Annotated in this window: 20 protein-coding genes; 6 read left to right on the top strand and 14 right to left on the bottom strand. The window is 64.7% G+C overall.

Going from position 1 to position 22,959, the window contains the following annotated elements; translation table 11 throughout:
- The first annotated feature begins 8 nt into the window (after positions 1-8).
- Together ABWO90_RS19005 and ABWO90_RS19000 are read left to right on the top strand one after the other, a co-directional pair.
- A complete protein-coding gene (locus ABWO90_RS19005) occupies positions 9-305 on the top strand; it encodes an acylphosphatase (RefSeq protein ID WP_353192785.1) in 297 nt (98 codons plus the stop codon).
- A 1-nt stretch (position 306) separates the two neighbouring features.
- Entirely contained in the window at positions 307-765 is a 459-nt protein-coding gene (locus ABWO90_RS19000; protein WP_353192784.1) for a GNAT family N-acetyltransferase, read from the top strand.
- On the opposite strand, the gene infA is transcribed toward ABWO90_RS19000, so the two are convergent.
- Positions 762-983: a translation initiation factor IF-1 gene (infA, locus tag ABWO90_RS18995; protein WP_039393473.1), complete on the bottom strand. Its 222-nt coding sequence runs from the start codon at positions 981-983 to the stop codon at positions 762-764. The genes ABWO90_RS19000 and infA overlap by 4 nt on opposite strands.
- A 627-nt stretch (positions 984-1,610) precedes the next feature.
- Between infA and ABWO90_RS18990 the strand changes: the two genes are divergently transcribed.
- Together ABWO90_RS18990 and ABWO90_RS18985 are read left to right on the top strand one after the other, a co-directional pair.
- Positions 1,611-2,087: a CBS domain-containing protein gene (locus ABWO90_RS18990; protein ID WP_353192783.1), complete on the top strand. Its 477-nt coding sequence runs from the start codon at positions 1,611-1,613 to the stop codon at positions 2,085-2,087.
- Positions 2,088-2,401: 314 nt separating this feature from the next.
- Complete coding sequence (locus ABWO90_RS18985) at positions 2,402-3,040, top strand: hypothetical protein (protein WP_353192782.1); 639 nt, start codon at positions 2,402-2,404, stop codon at positions 3,038-3,040.
- Positions 3,041-3,155: 115 nt separating this feature from the next.
- Here the strand turns inward: ABWO90_RS18985 and ABWO90_RS18980 are convergent, their stop codons facing one another.
- The gene (locus tag ABWO90_RS18980; RefSeq protein ID WP_353192781.1) at positions 3,156-4,631 is read right to left on the bottom strand and encodes an MFS transporter; all 1,476 of its coding nucleotides are present in this window, start codon (positions 4,629-4,631) and stop codon (positions 3,156-3,158) included.
- 478 nt (positions 4,632-5,109) lie between these two features.
- Here ABWO90_RS18980 and ABWO90_RS18975 point away from each other — a divergent pair, with 478 nt between their 5' ends.
- Positions 5,110-5,622 carry an outer membrane lipoprotein gene (locus ABWO90_RS18975; RefSeq protein ID WP_353192780.1) on the top strand — a complete coding sequence of 171 codons (513 nt, stop codon included), beginning with the start codon at positions 5,110-5,112 and terminating at the stop codon, positions 5,620-5,622.
- A 122-nt stretch (positions 5,623-5,744) separates the two neighbouring features.
- Here the strand turns inward: ABWO90_RS18975 and ABWO90_RS18970 are convergent, their stop codons facing one another.
- Together ABWO90_RS18970 and ABWO90_RS18965 are read right to left on the bottom strand one after the other, a co-directional pair.
- A complete protein-coding gene (locus ABWO90_RS18970; RefSeq protein WP_353192839.1) occupies positions 5,745-6,248 on the bottom strand; it encodes a M48 metallopeptidase family protein in 504 nt (167 codons plus the stop codon).
- A 121-nt stretch (positions 6,249-6,369) separates the two neighbouring features.
- Complete coding sequence (locus ABWO90_RS18965; protein ID WP_039393487.1) at positions 6,370-6,594, bottom strand: hypothetical protein; 225 nt, start codon at positions 6,592-6,594, stop codon at positions 6,370-6,372.
- A gap of 326 nt (positions 6,595-6,920) precedes the next feature.
- Between ABWO90_RS18965 and ABWO90_RS18960 the strand changes: the two genes are divergently transcribed.
- Positions 6,921-7,916 (top strand): DUF4434 domain-containing protein, encoded by a 996-nt coding sequence (locus ABWO90_RS18960; RefSeq protein ID WP_353192779.1) that lies wholly within the window; start codon positions 6,921-6,923, stop codon positions 7,914-7,916.
- Between the two features lie 72 nt (positions 7,917-7,988).
- Here ABWO90_RS18960 and ABWO90_RS18955 read toward each other — a convergent pair whose 3' ends face one another.
- The 10 genes from ABWO90_RS18955 to wecB all read right to left on the bottom strand — a co-directional run bounded on the left by ABWO90_RS18955 (position 7,989) and on the right by wecB (position 22,276).
- Positions 7,989-8,669, bottom strand: coding sequence for an alginate O-acetyltransferase AlgF (locus tag ABWO90_RS18955; RefSeq protein ID WP_353192778.1), 681 nt, complete (start codon positions 8,667-8,669; stop codon positions 7,989-7,991).
- Positions 8,666-10,153, bottom strand: coding sequence for an AMP-binding protein (locus tag ABWO90_RS18950; protein ID WP_353192777.1), 1,488 nt, complete (start codon positions 10,151-10,153; stop codon positions 8,666-8,668). Before ABWO90_RS18950 ends, ABWO90_RS18955 begins: the two co-directional genes overlap by 4 nt.
- A gap of 30 nt (positions 10,154-10,183) precedes the next feature.
- A complete protein-coding gene (locus tag ABWO90_RS18945; RefSeq protein ID WP_353192776.1) occupies positions 10,184-10,423 on the bottom strand; it encodes an acyl carrier protein in 240 nt (79 codons plus the stop codon).
- Between the two features lie 27 nt (positions 10,424-10,450).
- On the bottom strand, positions 10,451-12,028 hold the full coding sequence (locus ABWO90_RS18940; RefSeq protein WP_353192775.1) for an MBOAT family O-acyltransferase: 1,578 nt from the start codon (positions 12,026-12,028) through the stop codon (positions 10,451-10,453).
- Positions 12,029-12,102: 74 nt separating this feature from the next.
- Entirely contained in the window at positions 12,103-13,203 is a 1,101-nt protein-coding gene (locus ABWO90_RS18935; protein ID WP_353192774.1) for an alginate O-acetyltransferase AlgX-related protein, read from the bottom strand.
- 4 nt (positions 13,204-13,207) lie between these two features.
- Positions 13,208-14,218 (bottom strand): alginate O-acetyltransferase AlgX-related protein, encoded by a 1,011-nt coding sequence (locus ABWO90_RS18930; protein WP_502922659.1) that lies wholly within the window; start codon positions 14,216-14,218, stop codon positions 13,208-13,210.
- Between the two features lie 45 nt (positions 14,219-14,263).
- The gene (locus tag ABWO90_RS18925; RefSeq protein WP_353192773.1) at positions 14,264-16,993 is read right to left on the bottom strand and encodes an NfrA family protein; all 2,730 of its coding nucleotides are present in this window, start codon (positions 16,991-16,993) and stop codon (positions 14,264-14,266) included.
- Positions 16,990-18,714, bottom strand: coding sequence for a glycosyl transferase family protein (locus tag ABWO90_RS18920; protein ID WP_353192772.1), 1,725 nt, complete (start codon positions 18,712-18,714; stop codon positions 16,990-16,992). The genes ABWO90_RS18925 and ABWO90_RS18920 overlap by 4 nt, the downstream gene beginning before the upstream one ends.
- A gap of 19 nt (positions 18,715-18,733) precedes the next feature.
- Complete coding sequence (locus tag ABWO90_RS18915; RefSeq protein ID WP_502922662.1) at positions 18,734-20,869, bottom strand: hypothetical protein; 2,136 nt, start codon at positions 20,867-20,869, stop codon at positions 18,734-18,736.
- A 246-nt stretch (positions 20,870-21,115) separates the two neighbouring features.
- Positions 21,116-22,276, bottom strand: a complete 1,161-nt coding sequence (gene wecB, locus ABWO90_RS18910; protein ID WP_353192770.1) for a non-hydrolyzing UDP-N-acetylglucosamine 2-epimerase — start codon at positions 22,274-22,276, stop codon at positions 21,116-21,118.
- Positions 22,277-22,959 lie beyond the last annotated feature (683 nt).

Here is a 22,959-nt window from a genome sequence, read left to right as displayed (position 1 = left end):
TTGCTGCCATGAAGTCAATTTCGTCCAGTGCCTCGCTCGAAACCGTTGCCGTGCGTCTGCGCGGCAACATCACGGGCGTGGGTTACCGTCAGGCCGCCGTGCGCGAGGGGCATCTGATCGGCGTTCGCGGCTGGGTTCAGGCATTGCCCGAGGGCGACATTCTCGCGGTGGTGCAAGGCACGCCCGATCAGGTCGACAAGATGCTCGAATGGATGCGACACGGCCCGCCCGGGGCGCGCGTGACAGATTTCGAGAGTGAAGTGGAATACACCAACCGCCGTTTCGATCGCTTCCAACAGCTCTGACATGCCGATGCCTGCGCCCAGCACCCGCCTTGCCACCGACGACGACGCGCCACGCATCGTCACGCTGCTGCAGCAACTGGGCTACGAGACTCCGCTTGAGATCGTCCGCCGCAACATCACGCTGTCATCGGCCAATGGCGACGACGCGGCCTTCGTCGCGCTGGACGAAACCGGGCAAATCGTGGGATGCATCGGATTACACGCGCTCACCTTGTTCCATCTGGCGGGGCGTCTGGGGCGCATTACGGCGCTGGTGGTGGAGGAGAATGTGCGAGGCTCGGGCGTCGGGCACGCGCTGATGGCGGCCGCACACGCGTGGTTCAACGAGCGGGGATGTGTGAAATTCGAAGTGACGAGCAGCGACCACCGGGTCGCCGCGCATCGCTTCTATGCGCGCCATGGCTATGCCCGTGACGGGCAACGCCTTGCGCGCAAAAGCCAGACGTCTTCGCTGACTTAATTCTTGTGACGGTAGTTGATGCGGCCCTTGCTCAAATCGTAGGGCGACATTTCCAGCGTCACGCGGTCACCCGCGAGAATGCGGATGCGGTTCTTCTGCATGCGGCCGCTCGCATATGCCACCACTTCCACGCCGTTCTCGAGCGTCACGCGAAAGCGGTTATCCGGCAGCACATCCGAAACGTGTCCGCTGAATTCGATCAGTTCTTCCTTGGCCAATATCGTGTCCTCTTGTGGGTGCCGCTCGCGAGGCGCAGCACCGGTGTTACTGTAAGTTCGTTCGCCAATACCGCCCCCGCACCCTGAAAACTAGCGGGGGTGCACATCGAACGCCAAAAGGAGCCTACCCGGTCGACCGGCCATACAGGCAAACGGTGCACCGAAAGCGGCGATGGTTCGAAGGAGCAAGGCACATTGCGGCAGTGCCGCAATGACGAGCAGTGCGTGTCGGGAGGGCGAAGACCGAAGGGGTCCGCGTCATCGGCACAGCGAGTGATCCGGCTCGCAGGACATGGCTGTCAGCGGCGCCGATAAAGCATTTCGCGATCGTCAGGCGATGATCGGCGAATTTTCGCCGATCCCGCTAGGATACGCCTTTCTCCGACGCCCGTGTTGGAAAAATGCCCCATACCGGCCACTTTGGCGGCTTTTGACACCGAATTGTGGCGCAATGCACCAATCGCACTACGGCGAGCCGAAACACCCGGGTGCGCGCACCGGTTTCCCCCAACGCCGTGCGCCATTGGTCTTGCCGCGTCCCGCCCCCTCCGGGACAATGCGAGCATGACGCTTCGCGAGCACTCATCTATTCTGTAAGTATCCGCAGCCGTCCCAGGAGGAATGACCATGACAACAGTCGCTCAGATCCTGAAGTCCAAGTCGGTCGAATCCGTCTACAAAGTGCGCCCGTCCGATTCGGTACTCGATGCGTTGACCCTGATGGCCGAAGCCCGTATCGGCGCGGTGCTGGTGAGCGAAGACGACCGCTCGATCGTCGGCATCTTCACCGAGCGCGATTACGCCCGCAAGGTCGCACTCATGGGGCGAACGTCCGTCAACACACCGGTAAGAGACGTGATGACCTCCGCCGTGCGCTATGTGAGCCCGGAACAGACCAACGAAGAATGCATGACGTTGATGACGAAGCACCGTATTCGTCACCTGCCGGTCATGAAAGACGGCGAGCTCGTGGGGCTCGTTTCCATCGGCGACCTGGTCAAGGCCATCATCACGGAACAGCAGTTCACGATCGATCAACTGGAAAACTACATCATGGGCGGAGGCGCTGCGCTCGCGGGGAGTACGCCGTCCCGGCCGAGCTAGCCGAGCCGAGCCGCGCGACGGCGGCATCCGAATCACATCGACGACGCAACCAGAGCACGGCGCTTCCTTCGAAGCGCCGTTTTTCATGGGGGATGTCCCAGTCTCTCGGGCTGCCCTGCCCGGCATCGGTGCGTGTGCCAGAATGCGATACCCCATCTGGTTGCACACAACGCCTGTGCCTGCCCTTGTCACCTCCATCGATCCCGTCTCTCGAGCCACGCTTCGCGGGTTCACTGCCATCGTTCGATACGCGTGCGTTCGTTCCAACGCGTGACGGTGGCGTTACACGCCGAACCCTCTGGATTGCGCTGGCCGTGCTGGCGCTGCATGGTCTCGCTTGGCTAACGCTGCCCGTGACGCTACCCGACTTGCGTGGCACGTCGGCGCAACGCCCCGCCATGCAAGCGATGATCCTGCCCCCGCCGGTGCAAGCGTCGCCTGCCGTGCCAACGACATCGGCGCTGACACCGCATCGCGATACAACGACACGAGGGAGACCATCACCTACGCCGGCCACTCGCACGACACGCTCGGCCGCCGCGCCCGCGCAATCGGACACGTCGGTAACCCGCGCACCGCCCGCGTTACAACCCCCTACCCTCGACTGGCGTGCCGACGTCGCACGCGAGGCCGGTGCGCTGCCGGGATCGAAAGCCTCGCCTCCCGCCGCAAGTGCCGAGCGCGCCATCACCGATCAGTCGCACCGCGCACCGCCATCAGCCATCGCCCCCGCGCCAGGCGACGCCACTCGCCGGGCCTTCGAGCGCGAGTTCGGCACGGGTCACGCTGCCGTCAGCGGCCCCAACGCCACCCGCGAAGGCGAGAACGCGATGGGAACGACCGAATGCATCGAGATGAACGGGAAGCGAACCTGCTCTCGGCAGCGCAATCGGGCGAGTGACATCGATCCGTTCATGAAACGCGAGCGCGTCTTCTCGCCGATCATGCGCTGATTCCGCACGCACTTGCGTACCCAATGAAAAACGGCCGCCCCGATCATCGGTTGGCGGCCGTCTCTTTCCGGCGCGTCGCCGCGGTCTTACCGCGCGACGCCTACCTCAACGCCCCTCAAAAGTCCTCGGCGTCGACATCATAGTTCGACGGTTCCCAGCGAATCGCCAGCAGCGCCGCCAGACCGATGGCCGGGGCAACCGCGATGACCCAGAACACCTTCGTCGACAGCGCGGCCGCCAGCACAGGGAACAGGAACAGCGAGACGGTCGAACTGGCGCGCATGAGCGTCTGGTTGAAGCCGACACCCACCCCGCGCAGCGACGTCGGATAGCTCAACGATGCGAACGTCATCGAGTGCGCGCCGGGCCCGAAGCCCTGCCCCAGCAGGAACAATGCGAGGAAGCCCAACGCCCATGCCACCTGCACGCCGCCCTCGGGCTTGCCCACCAGTGCGAGGCCAACCAGTGCCGTCAACTGGAACGCGTAGCCGACGACCGTCAACTTCCACGCACCGACCTTCGGCACGAGACGCACGCCGAGCAGGCCGCCGGTGAACGCGAACAGCAGGTTCAGGGCGAGCGACATCAGGATCGTCGTCAGCATCGACTGCGCGAGGAAACTGGCGATGATCACGGGCAGCCCGAAAGCCACCGCGTTATAGGCAAACGACGACGCGACCGCAATGATCGTCGCCAGCGTCGTTCGACGCAGGTACACGCCCTTGAGCAGCGCACCGTAGTTGCTCCACGCGGCCGGGCGCTTCGGCGCGGCACGCTCTGCATCGGCAGCCACGACGGCGTCGATGCCGTAAGAACGCTTCAGAATCTTCGCGGCGCCTTCGAGGTCGCCCTGATTCGCCGCCCACACGGGCGATTCGCTCATGTAGCGGCTGCGCACGGCAATGATCGCCAGCGCCGGGATCGCACCGAAACCGAGAATGATCCGCCACAGCAGCGCGCTGTGCGACGACGGCAGCACCGAATAGCACAGCAGCACCAGCAGATACGATGCGCAGATCGCCGCATACCAGGTCGGGCACCACATCGCCACGCGCGCGGCCTTGTTCCCGCGTCCCTTGAGCTTTGAGAACTCCGCGAGGAATGCCATCGCCACCGGCAAGTCGATCCCCACGCCGAGCCCCATCACGAAGCGCGCACCTGCCAGCACGTATTCGTTCGGCGCCAGGGCGCAGGCGATGGCCGCGATCACGAAGCAAAGCATGTCCGCCATGAACACGCGATAGCGACCGATGCGGTCGGTCAGGAAACCACCGAGAAACGCCCCGACGATCGCGCCGAACGTGATGGCCGATGCCACCATCCCGGTACCCGCGGGCGTGAGGTTGAATTCGCGTGCCACATCCTTCAGGCCGAAGGCGAGCGCACCGAGGTCGTAGGCATCGAGGAACACACCGCCAAGCGCGATCGCCACGATCCAGCGGGCATTGGATACGCGTGCACCGCCTTCGTTGACGAGTTGTGCAACGTCGGCAGCAGACCGAATGACGGCAGCGCCGCCGCTACGCGCGACCGAGGCCGCAGGGCTCGCGTGGGCAGACGCGGCGGGAGACAGAGAAACGTCGACAGACATGAGGCTGAACCTGGGGAAACGTCGGAGAGGGCGGCGGGCTCAAGCCCGGCACCAAAGGTCGCGATGTTACCGCTTGGTACCGTTACGACCAAGTGCTTTCTGGTTATATGCTTAGACGATTCCCGCGTTAGATCGCGAATTTCCGTTGCATATCGTCATATTCACGCCTAAATATTGGCAAATATGAGGACATTCCACTTTGCGATTAAGCATTCGCAGAGTATGACCCCACGTCTCACGCAATGGGAATATGATCGAGAAACGCTTCGAACCGCGTCGCGAACGGCCAACCCGCGTGACCCCGGCTCGCCGCGCGCGGGCCCGCCATTACAAACGCTTACCTTTTCTTACAGCAGAAAGATCTGCGGAACCCTACATTCCGCGTCGTGGTCGCAATAGATGTGCCACATTGTGCGCAACGTCACCCACCCTTCGCAGTGACGCCGCCTTTACCTCACGCTCACGAGGAAGATCCAAAATGAACATCAAAGCACTTACGGGAATCAGCGCGGCACTGGCCGCCGTCATGTTGGCCGGTTGCGTGGCGCCGGGCCAGCAGTATGGATATCAACAGCCGGGTTACCAACAAGGCTACCAACAACCCGGTGGCTATCAGCAGGGCTTCCAGCAACCGCCGCAGCAACAGCAGCAAGGTGCGCTTTACGGTGTCGTGCAGTCGATCGAACAGCTGAACGGCCCGAATAACAGCCCGAACATTCTCGGTACGGTGCTCGGCGGAGCTGCGGGCGGTCTGCTCGGCAACACGATGGGCGGCGGACGCGGACGCACCGCCACGACCATCGCCGGTGCCGTGGTCGGCGGTATCGCGGGTAACCGCATCGAGAACAGCATGGGTCAACCGAACGTGCTTTATCGCATTACCGTGCGCCTGGACGACGGCCGTGTCGCCACCGTCACGCAAGCGCCGCCGCTGCGCGTGCAGCAGGGCCAGCGCGCGGCCGTTGCGAACGATACGGTATATCCGCAGTAATCGCTTCGCGGCGGTGGCGCATCGCTGCGTCACCGCGCAAAACACAACGCCCGCCGGTGTCATGCCGGCGGGCGTTGTGTTTTGTTGCGTAGGTCATGGCGTCACGCCATCACGACGAAGGCTCAGTCGGTCTCCGGAGACGGCGTTTCGACCTCGCGCCGAACCAGAAACAGCCGCGTGTCGAACTCGAGCTGATGGTAAGCGGGCTCCATGAACTCACACAGGCGGTAGAACGCCTTGTTGTGATCGCTTTCCTTCAGGTGCGCCAGCTCGTGCACGACGATCATCCGCAAAAACTCCGGCGGCGCCTCGCGAAAAAGCGACGCAACGCGAATTTCCTTCTTTGCCTTGAGCTTGCTGCCTTGCACGCGCGAGATGGCGGTATGCAGGCCAAGGGCGTGGTGCACGACATCGATCTTCGCGTCGTAAGCGACCTTGTGAATCGGCGGTGCGCTGCGAAGGAATTCCTGTTTGATGTCCGACGTGAACTCGTACAAGGCACGGTCGGTCTGCACGGTATGGCGAGACGGATAGCGTTTGTCGAGATGCGCACCGAGACGTCCCGCATCGATCAGTTCGCGCACCTGCGCGAGCACGCCCGCCGGATACGCGGCGATGAAGCGCATCGGGTCCTTGGGCACGGGTCGCCACGTTGCCGGCACGGTCGTCACCGCACGCCTCCCTCAACCCAGGGGGACGCGCCGGGGACGCACGCCGGGCACCATGCGCACACAAGCACTGTGCCGCTCAATGATGGTGATGGTGGTGATGCGACCACAGCGGGTCCATCGAGTCGACGAACGACGCGACGGCATCCTTGTCGCCCGTGGCGTGACGCATCAACTGACCGCACTTGCACCAGCCCTGATACGGGGTGATGTGCGAGCACGCCGTTGTCTTTTGCAGATACAACGTGACCGGCTTGGCGCACTTGGTGCACTTGAACTTGAGAGTGAGGGCGGGTTTGCTCATGGGAATTTCACGACGGCGCACGCGAGAGAGGAAATGCGTGGCGCGCACCGGGCGCCATATCGCGTGCAAAGGCGATATTGTACCGGCATCCGTTCCGGCCAGTTGGCGGCCGGTTGGCGGCCAGTCGGCGGCTGGTCGGCGGCCCGATGCGGCGCGAATCGCGCGTCGTGGCCCCGACGATGCCACCTCGTTCCCGCGCCGTCCCGCAGCACTTCCGTCACGCCACTGCGATAAGATGCCTGCCTGCGTGCACACGCCAATGTGCACCGTCGAAACACACGCGCCATAGACCTCGCCGCTTCCCTCAACCACTGGCCCGCCTAACGATGTTTCTGCCATTTGCCGGACCTTTCTCCCCGACGCGTCGCCGCCTCCTGCAGGCCGCAGCGCTCGCCGCCTGCCTGCCGCTCGCGGCGTGTACGCCGCCCCCGGAAATCGGCGGCAGCTTCGTGCAGCTTTGGCGCGACCACCTCGAATGGACGCCACAACAATGGCGCGAGCGTCTCACCGTCACGCGATTGCTCGGGTGCAAGGAGATCTTCGTGCAGTGGGTCGGCATCGACGGCGAGCCGGACAAGACATGGATTGCGAGCGACAAGCTCGTTCGCATCCTGCTCGACGAGTGCGCGGCGCTCGACATGGGCGTGCACCTGGGCACCCCCTACGACGAACGCTGGTGGACAGCCATCGGCACGCCGGACGACGCCGCACTCGACAACTTCCTCAGGCACACGGGCAAGCGCGGCATCGCCTACATGCAAAGCGCCGCCTGGCCGAAGCACAAGGCATTTCGCGGCTGGTACATCCCCTACGAGCTGGAGCAATACGACTGGGCGCGGCCTGCCCGACGCGACAAGCTTGCGAACTGGCTGGCCGGATTCTCGACGGCGGCCGTCGACACCAGCGGCAAGGCCCCCACGATTTCCACCTACTATAGCCGCTTGCCAACGACGGGCACGCTCGCCGGCATGTGGAGCATGCTGCTCGATCGCACCGCACTCCACCCCATGATCCAGGACGGCGTGGGCGTGGCGGGCATGGGCAACTACGATTCGCTCGCGCCGTTACGCGACATGCTCGTGGCCCGTGGTGCGCCATTCGATCTCATTCTGGAATTGTTCGAGGAGTTGCCCTCACAGAAGGACGACGGCACCGAATTCAATGCGAAGGCGGCCAGCTTCAGCCGCGTGAAGCGCCAGTGGGAAAAGGCGAAGGATTACGGTGCGACGCGTATCGTCGCCTTCGCCATCGATCCGTGGGCGCTCGACGACACGCCCGAGTCCAAGGCGCTGCTGCGCCAATGGAAGGCCGCACTGGCCTGACGCCGCAGCGACCGTGCTGCGAGTCAAACCATCAGCGCGACCCGCCCGCGCCGCCGCGCGGGCGGCCTGGCATCATTCCGGACGCTGATACGTATCCGTCGCGCTCAACTGTCCACGCAGCACAGGCGCTGCGGCAGTACCGACGAGGAACAGGCTGAAGTGATCGCCCGGTTCCAGCGCGGGCAGCGCCAGCGTCTTCGACGCCACACTACCGCACGCCGACACCAGCGATGCCTTCACCGGGTTGATGGCCCGCGCCGCCGAGGCGCCGGGCGCCACGTTGTTGAACAATGCAGGCCCCGACGGGCTCACGCTCAACTGTCCGCCGGCACAATCGGCGCTCAGGTTGTAGAAGCGCAGTTCTGCCTTCAGGCCGTCCTGCGTGCCCCCTGCATCCGTGAGCACGGTGAACACGACCTTGCCGCCTTCTTTGCGCGGCACCAGCGTGTTGAACGTGTCGGGCGCCACTTGCAGCGTACCGGCGGCCTTGCCGTCGATCACGATCGGAAACGCCGTATTGCCCTTGACGATCGCATACGTACTCGCAATCTTTTCGCCCGAGAGCGTCTGCGCCGGTCCGCCGGCGATTTGCGCGCGCATGGCTGCCGTGCCCGGATTCGCGATCCGCACGAACGACGACCCTACCGGCGGGCGCGCCGCGTAAAGCCGCGAGAAGATGCCCTCGGCCGACGCGATGCCGACCCCGGTGCTCGCCAGCACCCATGCCAACGTTAAGTGACGCAGCGTCTTCATTCCTGTGACTCCGGTTTTGCTGAATTCCCCGGGCGCGCGCGCGCCTCGAGATACATCTTTTCCAATTGCTTGCGATCCGCCTTGTCGCTATTCGTCGTCGGAAAACCGTGACAGACGAGCAACTCCGACGGAATCATGTAGGGCGGCAGGCGGCGGCCGAGCAGCGTCTTCCATTCCGACAGCGCGCTGGGCAGCGCATGCAGGCCCGCAGGCCCGCTCGTTTCCGGTTCGACGAACCCGATCATGCGCACGATCACGCCATCCGGACGGCGCAGTGCCACGGCCGCCCCGGCGCGAATGCCCGGCAGCGTGGCGAGCGAGGCATCGACTTCCGCCAGTTCGATCCGATAGCCGTGCATCTTGATCTGGTCGTCGCGACGGCCGCGGAATGTCACGAGCCCTTGCGCATCGATCTCGCCAAGGTCGCCACTGCGATAAGCGCGCTTGCCGTTGTGCATGAACAGACGCGTCTCGTTCAGATCCGGCCGGTTCAGGTAACCGCGCATGACGTGGTCGCCTGCCATGCAGATTTCGCCATCGTCGATGAACACCTCGGCATAGGGCTTGGCCCGGCCGATCGGGAACGGCAACGGCGCGGCGGCGCGCAATGCCGGATCGATTTCCACCCACGTCGTCGAGCACGTCGCTTCGGTCGGGCCATACGAGTTCACGATGCGCACATCGGGAAAGCGCTGCCACAACGCCTCGGCCACCGTGGGCGTGAGCGATTCGGCACCGAACACGAACATGCGAAGGTCCGGCAGATGCGCGTGATCGAACTCGGGATTGAGCAACTGCTGGCGCACGAACGAAGGCGTAGATGCCCACACGTTCACATGCGTCTTTGCGAGATAGGCGGCAAACGCATCGCGATCCGCAATGATTTCGCGCGGACACAGCACGCAGCAGCCACCCGTGGCCAACGCGCCGGCCCAGTTGAACAGCGAGAAATCGAAGCTGAACAGCATCTGGTCCATGAACGCCGGCGCCGGGCCGGGCTTCACGTCATCGCGCACCCAGCCGGCGAACAGCGCCACGCTCTCGCGGCCGATCTGCACCCCCTTCGGGTCGCCCGTGCTGCCGGAGGTGAACATGATGTAGGCCAACCCGCGCTCGGCGAGCACGGCCCCTGTCACGCCGGTCGGCACGAACGTGTCGGCCTGGGCATCGAAGCGCAACCCCGCCTGCACCAGCTCGCCGATACGGGCGATGCGTTGCGCGGGGTTGATGACGTCGACCGGCACGAAGGGAACGCCCAGGCGCAGACACCCCAGGATGGCGGCGAGGAACGCCGACTCCTTGTGGCCGGAGATCACCAGCGGCACGTCGGGCGACGCCCCGGCGGCGGTGGCGCGCGCCATCCATTGCTCGGTGGCGTGACGCAACTCGCCCCACGTCAACGTGCCCTGCGCATCGGTGACTGCGGGCGTTTCGGGCAGCACTGCGCCGTCGACGAAATCCATCCGCTCGAAATCAAAACGCATTGTTGCCCCCTTCGGCAAAGACAACGGAAATCAGAGGCCCTTCTGCTCGGCGATGAACGCCGCGAGCGTATGCACCGACTGGAGATAGACGTCGATCTCCGAGGGCGGAATCTTGCAGCCGAACTCGCGTTCGACGGCGAGCACGACATCCACCGCCGAGAGTGAATCGACCAGGCCCGAGTCGATCAGCAGCGTGTCCGGCTCGACTTTCGTGAGGACGATATCGCCGATGATGTCGGCGACTTTGCTTTCGATGTCATTGATATTCATGTAACGACTCCCGCAGACGAACCGCGATCAGAATTGGAAATAAAGGAAACGCGTTTCCTTGTGAAGATTCACCAGGCAGAGGAACAGCAACGCCAGCGTCACCGACATCCATGCCGTGTTCGGCCGCCAGCGCATGAACTCGCGCGCCGCTTCCTGCACCTTGAACAGTGCGGGCGAGTACTTGCCGAGAATCTGGTGCGCATTCGGGGTGAACCACACGATGGCCAGCAGCACCACGACATAGGCCAGTTGCAGATGATGCCCGATCAGCAAACGCCACCCGTCGCCGAAGCTCGCGCCGTCGAGATACGCCAGCGACGGCCACGCCTCGAAGCCGCGCAGGCCGATCATGCCCGAGAGCAGCGACATGGCATCGTGCACCCCTTCGGCGCGGAAAAAGGCTTGCGCGACGAGCACCGCCACGAACGTCAGTGCCACCGAAGCGATATGCGCCGGCCAGTTGATCTTGCGCGACGCCGGCTTGCGACCGATGACGAAAATGCGCCACGCGTGATTGATCGACAGATAGGCAGCATGCAACAGGCCGAACACCAGAAACTGGAAGCCTGCGCCGTGCCACACGCCCGCGAGCCCCATCGTGAAGAGCGTCGGCACGACGATCGTGCTGGCGAAGCCGCCCGGCGTGCGTGCGCCTTCCGAGCCGACCGGCAGGCCGCGCTCGGTACGGCGGCGCGAGATCGCCATCGCCACCGGATAGTACAGGTACGAGGTGAGATAGCGGGTCAGCGTGATGTGCCAGCGCGCCCAGAAATCGATGACGCTGGTGGCCTTGTAAGGCGAATTGAAGTTCAGCGGGAAACGAATGCCGAACATCTTCGCCAGCCCCAGCGCCATGTCGGAGTAGCCCGAGAAGTCGAAATAGACTTGCAGCGCGTAGCACAGGCTCGTGCCCCACGACGCCCAGAACTGGAGATCGCCCGGCGACGCGAAACCCGCGTCGGCGTAGGGCGCAATCGCGTCGGCGAGCAACACCTTCTTGGCCAGACCGATCACGAAGAGAATGCCGCCGATCGACAGGTTTTCGGCCTTGAAGCGGTAGTTCTCGCGCTGCGCGAACTGCGGCATCATTTCCTTGTGATGCAGGATCGGGCCTGCAATCAGGTGCGGGAAGAACGTGACGAACAACACGTAGCTCAGCAGGCTGCGCTCCTTCACCAGACCCGCGCGGCAGTCGAGCAGATAGCCGATCTGGGTGAACGTGAAGAACGAAATGCCCAGCGGCAGGATCAGCGTGTCGACCGACGCGTGCGTGAGGCCGAGGTCGTGGAAAAAGTTGAACAGCGCCGCGAAATACTTGTAGTGGAACAGTACCGCCAGATCGACGGCCACCCCCAGCGTGACGATGGCGCTTTGCAAGCGCGCGCGTCCGCTGTTACGCAGGATCCCCTGACTCACGGCGTAGTTGAACGCGATGGAGATTGCGAGCAGCGCCACGAACTGCGGGTTCCACCAGCCGTAGAACACGAACGACGTCAGGCAAAGCCAGAACGCCGCGAGACGCAGGTTGATCGCCCCGCTGATGTAGTGTCCCGCCAGCGCCACCGGCAGGAACAGCAACAGAAATAGGTAGGAGTTGAACAGCATCGGTTATCGCGTTTCGTGTGCTTCGGACCGTGTCGGAACGTTCTCGACGTTCCCGACGTTTTGACCATTTGCGGTTAAGGCAACCTGGCCAGCGCGGACTTCTCGTCGTCGCTAAGCGGCAGCGACAGCGAGTTCTCCGAGAACTCCCAGATGACCAGTTTCAGACTCTTGGGCCACGTGGCGCGCTGCTTGAGGGCCGCGGTCAGGGCACCGGCGAAGTCGCCGCCATCCATGCTCACGTTCCACACTTCGCGCCCCATATCGACGCCGAGCCATTCGGCGAAATTGCTCCGGCGGCCATGCGAGCTACCCGCGAGCATGACCTCGACGGGTGGCGTATCGTCGAGCAACCCGCCACTGCGCACCGGCGCGATATGCTGCGCCTGCGCCATGTCGGGACGCGGGCGCCAGCCGTCGCGCGCATGCGCCAGCCCGGACAGCGTGAGCAGGTCGCCAACACGCGCCGCGGCCGCCGCCGGGGTACCGACGTCGAAGGACTGATCGCCCTTGCCCGAAAGCAGCGCCAGTCCGGCCTGCGCCACAGCACCGGCCGCCGCCTTCGCGCCCACCGCGTTCATATGAACGTCGGTACGGAAGAACATCGGTTGCGGGGCATCGGCGAGCGTCGGACGCAGGTCGACGAACGGCACGCCTTCGCGTTGCAGCATCGACTTCACGGTGTCCATGCGCGCGAGCATGGCAGCCGACACCGGTTGACCGCACAGATGGGCGGACTCGATGCGAGCCTTGTCCGGCACGGCCACGACGAGTACCTTCACGCCCTGCGACCGCACGTTCGTGAGCCAGTCATTCATCAACCGCAAACGGTCCTGGAACACCACGTCATGCGTGCCGGGCTTCGGGCGCAGACCGTCGCGATAGAACATCCACTGCGGGCAGCCCATCGCGACCTGATCGCCCACGTCGCCCAGCAGGCGATAGCGCACTGCCGCGTTCCACGTCTCGACCGTTGCCTGCCCGGGCAGACGCAGCGACTTGTTCAGGGCCGCACCCGCATGGCCGTCGAGCCACGCACGCATGCCGAGCTGGTCACGATCTAGCCGCGCGGTGGCGAGTGTCCAGATGCCCCAGGCCAGACCGGCCGCGAGCAGCACGGCCATGACGATGGCCGTGGGTCGATGCGACGGCGCTTGGGGGGTTTCGTTCTCAGCCACGTCGTCAGCTTCCCAGTGCGGCCTTCAGGCGCTTGCGCCACGCATCCGGCGACATGATCGAGGCGTTGTCCCACAGGCCTGCAGCATCCGGGCCCTGCGAATAGGCGGGCTCGAAGATCTGCCAGACCAGCACCTGCGGCTTGGTCTGCTTGAACGCGGGCGACTCCACGTACTCGAGCAGCATGACCCATTGGCCGACGTTACCCGGCTTCCAGTTGACCGAGACCGGACGGTCGAGCACGTTCGACAGCTTCTGCGGGAAGCCGAAGTACGGCTGCATCATGCTGTGGCCCGTAATGTGTACCGGCGCGGGGGCATCGTCGAGCAGCGCCTGCCCTTCCGACGGACGGCGCACCGTGAAGACCTCGCGGCCCACCTGCTTGCGCTGATCGGGGGTGAGGAACAGTTCGGCCAGATCGCCGAAGCGACGATCGTTGACCATCGCCCCCAGCGGCATGCCGGTGCCGGCTTCGCCCGTCAGGTTCGGCACGTCCTTGCGAATCATCACGGCGGTCGCCTCGGCCGTGGCGTCGGCGGCAACCTGCGTCCAGTGCTGGTCGGTACGGTAGTAAACGTCCTGACCGCCTTCCTTGATGCGACGCAGGATCACTTCGTCGTCGAAGGTCGTGATGCCGGCTTCCTGCAACTTGCCGAGAATCGTCTTGTAGCGCGCCTTGACCTCGGGGCTCATGACCTTCCCGTCCGGGAGCTTGTCCTGATAGAAGAGCGACTTGTCCGGCAGCAGCAGCACTTCGAGCTTGATGCCGCGGGCGGCCAGCGCGTCGCGCGCCTCGCGCACCAGCGCCGTGTTGGCATCGATGCCCTTCGTGTCGACTTGCGTCAGACTGCCCCAGCCCGGAAACAGCCAGTTGTCCTTGCCGCGCAGCACCAGCGTCGAGGCGTCCTGCGCCTGCGCCGCGCCGAAGGCCAGCGTGAGTGCGCATGCCGTCAGGCAGCGCAGCATGCCGGCACTGAGGCGGCGTCGCACGTTGGGTTGGGAAACATAGGGGGTCATGTTGCAACTCCTCGACATCGTTGAATTCGGTGGCGCCTCGGCATCTCAATACGAGAGCGTGAACGTCATGAACAGGCCCTTGGCCCGGTCGGCTTGCCCGCCGCCCACGTTGAAGCGGTACTGTGTTGCGAAATCGACATAGGACCGGGCGGCGTTGTAGTGATCCGACCGGAAGAAGTAGCGAATGTTGAAGCCCACACCGGCGCCCATCGACCACGACGACGCATTGCCCAGCAGGTCGTAGCTGTTCACACCGTTGATCGGCAGACCTTCCACGGAGTCGGCGTTGCGGATCCAGTCGCCGCCGAACACGGCGTAGGGATAGAGCACGAGATGCTCGTCGATCGAGTCCATCCGGAAGCTCTGGCCGGCACGCACTTCCCACGCCGCGAAGTACTGACGACGCTTGACCGTGCCCGACGTGTTCGTCACGGGAGCGCCCGTGGTGTTATCGGTCGTCCACAACTGCGACGGCAGATCCTGCCACGAGTAGCCCGCCTGCACGTAGCTCTCCAGCGTGAACCAGCTCGGCTGGTCCATGCGGAGCGCCGTGCCGATGTAGTACCCGTAGGTGGCATACGCCTGCCACCCGCCGGTGCCGGCGTTGGCGTGGTAGTTGGCTGTCTGGTTGGCCGTATTCAGCGCGCACTGCAAGTCCTGGCGCATCGGCTGGAACGTGCCCGAGCGCGTTGCCGAGCCGAGCAGGAACTGGCGCTCCAGGCCGAGGGTCAGGCCGAAGTCGGTCGACGGCGTGAAGCGCACGCCGAGAATGCCGACCGTGGTCGGAAAGCCCGAGCGGCCGCCGTTGGACGTCGGATCGATATTCAGCGGCGCGCCCGTACACGGATCGACACCGGACTGCGCAACCGTCCGGCCGCCTGCGTCGAACAGCGTGTTGCTCAACTGTCCGTAGACTTCGAAAGCGCGGTCGTTCGAGTTCAGCCAGCCGCGCGGACGCCAGAACACTTCCGCCGTGCTGAACACCGCCGTGCCCGGCACCGAGATGGCTGCGCCACCCAGGGCGCCGCCCGCCGGACGCGCCCCACGATAGCCGATCGACACTGTCGCGCCCCACTGACGCGAGACATCCGCGATGGCGCTGCGCGTGTCGTAGAGTTGCTCCGGCGTGAGGGCGAGTTTCTTCGCGTCGTACTGATCGATGGCGCTGCGGAACGTCTCTTCCGCCGCCGCCTTGTCACCGGCTGCCGACAGCGCATAACCCTCGTCGATGATCAGCGCCGGCGGCGCCTTGCCGGTCGCGCGCGCGGCGCGGAAATCGTCGACGGCGAGCGCCGGTTCGTTGATACGCTGACGCAGATAACCGCGCTGGATCAGCAGATCCGGATCGCCCGGCTTCTCGGCCAGCGCCTGTTCGATGCGCTCACCGGCTTCCTTCGTCTGCGACGAGTCCCCGGCAGCGAGCGTGCTCGTCAGCAGGTTCTGGTAGATCGGGCTCTTCGGATCCTGCGCGACGGCCTTGCGTGCCTGCCGGATCGCTTCCTGATAATCCTCGCGATCGTAGGCCGCGTACGCCTGCGCCGACGGACCGCCATACCCCACGGCGTCGTACGGCAGCAGTTCATACACCGTGCCGTAAGGCGTTTCGCGCGGGTCCTGGATCGGCGGCGGGAAATTGGTCTGCGTCAGTTGCGCGGGCGCACGCTTGCCCGAATGCGCCAGCTTGAGGCGCTTCTTGACCGACTCGTCCTTCGGGTCGAGCGGTGCGAGCAACGCCAGCGCACGCGCGTGGTCGCCTGCCGCCAACGCGGCATCGGTCGCGATCAGGCGAACGTTGCGCTGCTGCCCCTCGTCCAGCCAGTCCTGCTTGAGCGCTTCGTCGAAATCGGCATCGGCCCCGGCCTTCTTCCCGGCGAGTTGGCGCAGATAAGCGCGCATCTCCAGCGCTACCGTGTTCTCGTCGTTCTGCTTGAGTGCATCGCTGGCGGCGGCTTCGGCGGCGTCCAGCTGATTGTCGAGCATGTAGGCCGACATCAGCAGCAACCGGTAGCTGTCGTCGTCGGGCGCGAGCTTCACCGCTTCGAGCGCGAACGGGATCGCGTCGCCCGGCTTGTTGTCGATGATCGACTGATACCCGCTCGACGCAGGCTCCACGGCCATACGCGCACGCAGCGCCTGCATCCGCGCCTTCAGGTCGACCGTATTGGGGGCGCCGAGCGTGAGCGCCGTATCTGCCGCATCGACGCCCGCCTGGAATTTCTCCTGCGCTTCGAGCGCACCGATCCACAGCAGCGCCCAGGCGCCTTGCGTCGGATCGATGCGGAACGCCTGCTCGGCGTGCGTGGCCGATTCGACGTACTGCTGCGCGTTGTACTCGGTGTACGCCTGCGTCGCGATGGGGAAACCGCGGCGGTAAGCCTCCGTCGGCGGCGGACCTGCGGCTTGCGTCGAGCGCAGGTTGGTGCTCGCGTCGCGCAACGCCTGCGAATCGAAGCCGTACTTCAGTGCGTCGTCCACGGCCTTCACAGCCTCGTCGAGCTTGCCCGCGCGCTGCAGCGAGTACACGAGCAGGAGGCGAAGACGCAGCACGTCCGGGCGCAGACGCACGGCGGTCGCGGCGGCGGCGGCGGCCTGCGCGAAACGTCCGGCCTGATAACTCTTGTACGCCTGATCGGCGGACTTCCACGCCTGCCCGGTGAGGGGCGCTTCGGCGGTGGCCTTGCTCGCGCGTGCCGACGATTGGGCCGTGGCCGGTCCGGCGGACCAGCAGCAGGCCATCGCCGTGACGAGAAGGAGCGTTCGGAAAGGCGGCATCATGTTGCAGCGGAGGGAGATTCGTTTGACGGCACGGGCGGCGTGGGCGGCGTGGACGACTCGGGCGGCGTCACCGCGCCCTGCTGGAACGAGATGGCTTCGTGAAGCGTCGCTTCGTCGAGCCAGCCCAACTCCATGAGAATCTCGCCAAGCGGGCGCTTCTCGCGCGCCTGCATCTCAAGCGCCGCCGACAGCTTGGTTTCGTCGATGGCCTGCCACGACAACAGCAACTCGCCCAGACGCTGACGCTGCTGCGTGAGCTGATCGGTCGACGGGAAATCGTGCATCGTCTTGTCCCACACGAGGCGCTTGCCCGTCACCAGATGGACGATGAACAGGCGCCACGCGCGTGCGGCGGCCATTGCGTTGATGAAGTTGCCGATCACCATGCGGGGCGCGGCGAGCAACGCATGCTCCCAGCCGTACATGTGGAGGACGAAGAAGCTGCGCTGGAACACACGCAGCGCCAGCGCCACCGCGTTGATCCCCATGAGGGTGACCAGCCAGCCACCCGGCGGGAACACCGACGGATAGTAGATCGTCCACCAGCCCAACTTGTCGGCGACCAGGAAGATCAGGAAGTTCAGCAACAGCACGTAGGCAAGAATGGCGATGAACGACGTCGCGAGCCCCTTGCGATCGCGGAACAGCAGATACTTCGTGGCGAGCGATCCCTGCCATCCGACCTGCGCCCAACCCTGCAGACCGATGCCCAGCGTCCAGCGTGCCTTCTGCCGATACGCTGTCTTGAACGTGTTGGGGAAGTACTCGCGAATGCCCAGCGGCATGCGAATCGTGGAGACCTTTTCCTTGCCGAAACCGAACAGTCCGGCGCGCTTGACCACGTACTCGACCGGGAACTTGCCGAAGATCTGCTTCATCCCCTTGCGCGCCAGGCGCGCGCCGATGTCGTAGTCCTCGGTCAGCGTGTCGGTATTGAACGGCTGGTTGTTCGTCTCGGCGGCCAGTTCTTCGAGCGCCTTGCGCGAGAAGCACGTGCCCACGCCGGCGGACGGCACCATCTTCGACAGGCTCTCGCGTACCACCAGATCCTTGGTGTGCCATTCGGCGAACTCGTCCATGTACGTGCCCGCGACGAGTTCGTACCACTCGCGCTCGAGCGACGTCACCGGCAACTGGATGAAGTCGATGCGCGGCAGCAAATAGTTGTAATACTTCAGCTCCAACGGGTGGAGCACGTCTTCGCTGTCATGCAGGATCACGCCCGCAAACGGTTCGGGCTGCGACTGGTTCTGCTTGAAGATCGCCTGCACGATCCAGTTCAGACAGTCTGCCTTGCAGGTCGGACCGTCGTGCGGCACCTGCACGTGCACGAGCTGGCGATAACGTCGGCGCATGCGCTCGACTTCGTTCTTCGTCTTGGCGTCGTTCGCATAGGTGCCGACGAAGATCATGTAGTTCTTGTACTCGAGCGTGCCCACCATGCTCTCGAGCATGGCGGCAATCACGTCGTACTCGAGCCACGCCGGCACCATGATCGCGAGCGGCTGCTCGCGCGCCTCGCGCAGTTGCGACGCCTGCAACGGCGTATAGCGACGCTTGATGAACAGCGAGCGGTAAATCTGGCGTCCCCAGTACCAGGCATCGACGAACAGGTCGTCGATGCTCGAGAGCAGGATGACGATACCGACCACCGCGCTGGCAATTTCCAGCGCGTGGTAGTAGTCGGCGACCAGATAGGGCCAATAGAGCGAGGAGATCACGGTGACGTGTCTCTACCGATCAATGGCTGTTGGGTTTCTTGCGGCCCGCACGCAGTGCCAGCACAAGAATCAGCAGCATGACCAGCAACGCGATGGCGATGCCCGGCACACCCCACGAAACATAACGACGCCATTCGTAGAACGCGCTCTCGCCGGCACCCGGCGGCTCGCTGGCGTCCGGGTTGCTCGTGTCGATCCAGGCCACCGGACCGGCCGGTCCGATGATCGCCAGGTTGCCGCGATTGAGCAGGAACGGTACCCCCACGTCGGCCTTGGTCTCACCGATGGCATACCAGAGCAGACCGTCCTGACCGCCGCCGCGCACGACTTCCGCCGTCGACAGGCGTTGCAGGCCCGTGATGTCGAGCCACTTGGCGTCCTTGCCGCCGATCTCCAGACGCTGGCGATCGGTCACGACTGCCGAAGGCTTCGCGCCGTCGACCGCGACTTCCATCGCCACGAACGGCTTGCTCGGCTTCACGCTCTTGTCGGCAGCCGCGACCGTCAGTTCGGCGCGCGACGGCGACAGACCGCTGGCGGCGGCAATACCGATCACGCGACGAATGTTATCCGGCGCCGATTGCAGATAGCGCTCCGGCACGATCAGTTGCGGGTTGCCCGCCATGAGCGGCAGCAAGCCGACGAACGTGCCGTCCGGTTCGGCCTTGCCCGGGCGCACATAGCTTGCGGCGGGCAACACATTGACCGGATAGGCCTGCGGAATCTCGTGGCAGTCGGCCGAGTACGGCTGACGCTGCACCGACACGCGCAGCGTGTTGTTCACGCCGAGCGCATAACCCGGCACGCGTGCCTTGAGTTGCTCCGGACGGCCATTGGCATCCAGTTGCTTGGCTGCGAGCAGAATGCCGTTCCAGAACACGGTCGCCACCGGCTTGGAAGCCGCCGGTCCGGGCGCCGCCGACAGATACAGCGAGATTTCGCCCGGCATGCGTCCGCCCGATGCCACGGTGGAGAGCGGGAAGCTCACGGTCCAGTCACCGCGTGCAAGCACATCGAAGCTGTCGGACGAGCCGCCCAGGCTCGACAGACGCACCACTTGCTTGTCTTCGATGTCCGGCGTGTGCGCGATCGGCGCGGTCACGTTGTTGGTCAGCAGGATACGGCGCAGCGAGTCGTCGAACAGACCTGCGGCCTGGGCGCCGGCATCGCCCGCAATGGCGATGACCGACTGCGCGCCCATCGACACGAGGCGGACCTGTTTCGCGCCCAGCGTTTCCGTGGCCAGTGCGGCACGTTGCGCGCGCCACGTCTTGAACGCCTCGGCAGCGTCGCTGTCGTTGGCCAGTTGCGCTTGCAGCGCGTCGAAAGCGGCGGCCAGACGCGTACGCAGCGCGGCGTCGGCCACGGCGACTTCACCGCTCACGGCCGGTGCGCCAACGGCGAGCAGCGCACCCAGTTCGGCGTCGTTTGCCAGCTTGTGGGCCGCGTTGTTGTCCTTGATCGCAGCGAACGCGGGCACCCCGGCCAGCGCCGCGGGCACGACCACGTCGCGCGTGTCGACCGTGTCGCCGACGGCAGGCAGTGCGCGCACCACCACGCGCTTGCCGTTACGCTCGAGCGCAACGCCGATACGCCAGGCGCTGTCGAAGGCTTCCTTCGTGAGCGTCTTCGACGCAACGAGCAGCGCGGGCGCACCCGGCAGCGTGCTCCATGCATCATCGAGACTGCTCACCGATTTCTGGTCGACGCGATACGTCAGGCGCGTCTGCGGCGTGATCGTCACCGAGTTGGCCAGCGACTGGTCCGGCTCGCAGCGGTTGGTGCCGGTGCGCGAATGCCAGTTCACACCCAGACGCACGAAGCCGTTCTCGCGCGGACGCGACGACACGGCGAGCGTGCGCTGGAGCGGGCCGTCACCGTCGGGCATCGATTGCGAGGTCATCGGCTGTCCGTCGATGGACAGCACGAACGACGCCGGGCCCTTTTCGCCCTTCAGATAGCGGCCGTCGAACGAGATCGACGCATCGGCCAGCGGCAGGCCCTTGGGCACCGGCAGGTAGAAGTCCTGATTGGCGTCGCCCGAGAGCACCACCGGCGCGGTAATGCCCAGGTCGGCCAGCGCGATGCTGCGCGTGAGGTTCGCGCCCGTGCCCAGCGACCGGATACCGTCGCCCAATGCACTTGCGTTCGCCATGCCGGGCAGCCACGCGCCGGCGGCAAGCACGCCGCACAGCAGGGTCGAAGTCGCCCGGCTCACGGTGCGCAAGGCACGCGATGGCTGGCGGGAGGGAACACTCTGGAGGGTCATCGGGTTGGACAACGGCATGGCTCTTCCGTGGATAGGCGTGACGTCGCGCAACCGCGACATCACGGAGTGGAACGGCGCCGGCGCTACCGGCGAATTCGCGTGCAGGGGTTTGGACACTGTCGGCGCTCGTGTTCAACGGGCGCGCGACGCACCCGCCTGGCCGGGATCGAACTCCACGACCGGGCGCCCGCACAGCGCGTCGACGATGCGTCCGGCCGCGTGGCCGTCGCCGTAAGGATTGAGTCGTCGCGAGAACGACGCGTGGTACGCCAGGTCATCGAGCAGGCGTGTGACGCCCGCCACGATGCGCTCGCGATGGGCGCCGACGAGTGCCACCGTCCCGGCTTCCACCGCTTCGGGGCGCTCGGTGACGTCGCGCATCACCAGCACCGGCTTGCCCAGGAACGGCGCTTCTTCCTGAACTCCACCGGAGTCCGTAAGAATCACGTAGGCCCGTTGCATGAACCAGACGAAATCCACGTAATCGAGCGGATCGATGAGGTGCACGTTGTCGAACCCGGCCAGTTCCGTCATCACGACATCGCGAACGGCCGGGTTGAGGTGCACCGGGTAGACGATCTGCAAGTCCTTGCGCCGTGCCAGATCGGCCAGCGCCGCGCAGATGTTGCGGAAACCGTCACCAAAACTCTCGCGACGATGTCCCGTCACGAGCAGCAGGCGGCGATCGGCGTCGATCCAGGGATAGCGCGCGGCGACTTCCTTCGCGAGCGGCGAATCGTCGCGTAGCCGCGACGTCAGCGTGGCGAGCGCATCGATCACCGTGTTGCCGGTGACCGCGATGCGGCCCTGCAGGTTTTCGCGCAGCAGATTGGCTTTTGAGGTGGCGGTCGGCGCGAACAGCCAGTTGCCGATGGCGTCGACCACACGACGGTTCATTTCTTCCGGGAACGGCTTGGCCAGATCGCCCGTGCGAAGCCCTGCCTCGACGTGACCGATGGGAATGCGGCGATGAAACGCGGCCAGCGCGCAGGCCGATGCCGTGCTCGTATCGCCATGCACCAGTACATAGTCGGGCTTCTCGGCTTCGAGTACGGCATCGACGCGTTCGATGGCGCGCGCGAACAGACCGTTGAGCGTCTGATTCGGCACCATGACTTCGAGGTCGTACTTCGCACTCAGGTCGAACAACGACATGACCTGATCGAGCATCTGACGATGCTGCCCCGTAACACACACGACGCTATCGATACTCGCTTCCCGATCCAGTGCGGTCACGAGGGGCGCCATCTTGATTGCTTCGGGGCGCGTTCCGAAGATAGACAGGACTTTCATAGAATTGCATCTGGTGTCGGAGCCTGTACCCATCGCGGCGCACAGTGCTCGTCAGCCCGGGATAACACCGGCCGGGCCAGTTTCTGACATGAGGTCGGAACACATCGAAAGCGCCGGAGATTGCAAAAGACTTTTACGTTGGCGTCCGACGTATATTCAGCGAATATCAGCGCGGTGACGAATGGTAGCCAACTTCAGTCACAGCGTGTCAAGGTTGATGACCTTCCCCCCACCACGGCATTGATGCTCGTCAGACTGATCCCCGCTGTACCGAGCACCTTGCACCAAGGTTGGGCGCGATAGTAGCGCGCCACCGTCCCCATACGGTCCCCCCCGGGCCGCTGCAGAGGCGTGACAAGCCCGTTTCTGGCGAAAAACCGGCCCTTTTGTCGGATTTGCACCACACGCGGTTGCCACCGGCACGCATTCATCACGATGTCACCGTCAGCAGACTCGCGCCTGCGGCCTGCGAGAGAGCCCGCACCATGGTGCGTTGACAATCGACGCCACGATTGCGACGCGCAAAAAGCAAAAGGCCGGATGTCGTAAGACATCCGGCCTTGTATGCAATTTGCCGAATCCGACGCCGGCGGGCTTCGATGTGCCAATGTCACACCGCTGCCTTTGGATGGCGTCCCCTAGGGGATTCGAACCCCTGTACTCACCGTGAAAGGGTGATGTCC

Origin of the sequence: Pandoraea pnomenusa, assembly GCF_040391475.1 — a bacterium.
Classification (GTDB): Bacteria; Pseudomonadota; Gammaproteobacteria; order Burkholderiales; family Burkholderiaceae; genus Pandoraea; species Pandoraea pnomenusa_C.
Note: the sequence above shows the minus strand (reverse complement) of the source record. Positions and strands in the feature narration are given on the sequence as shown.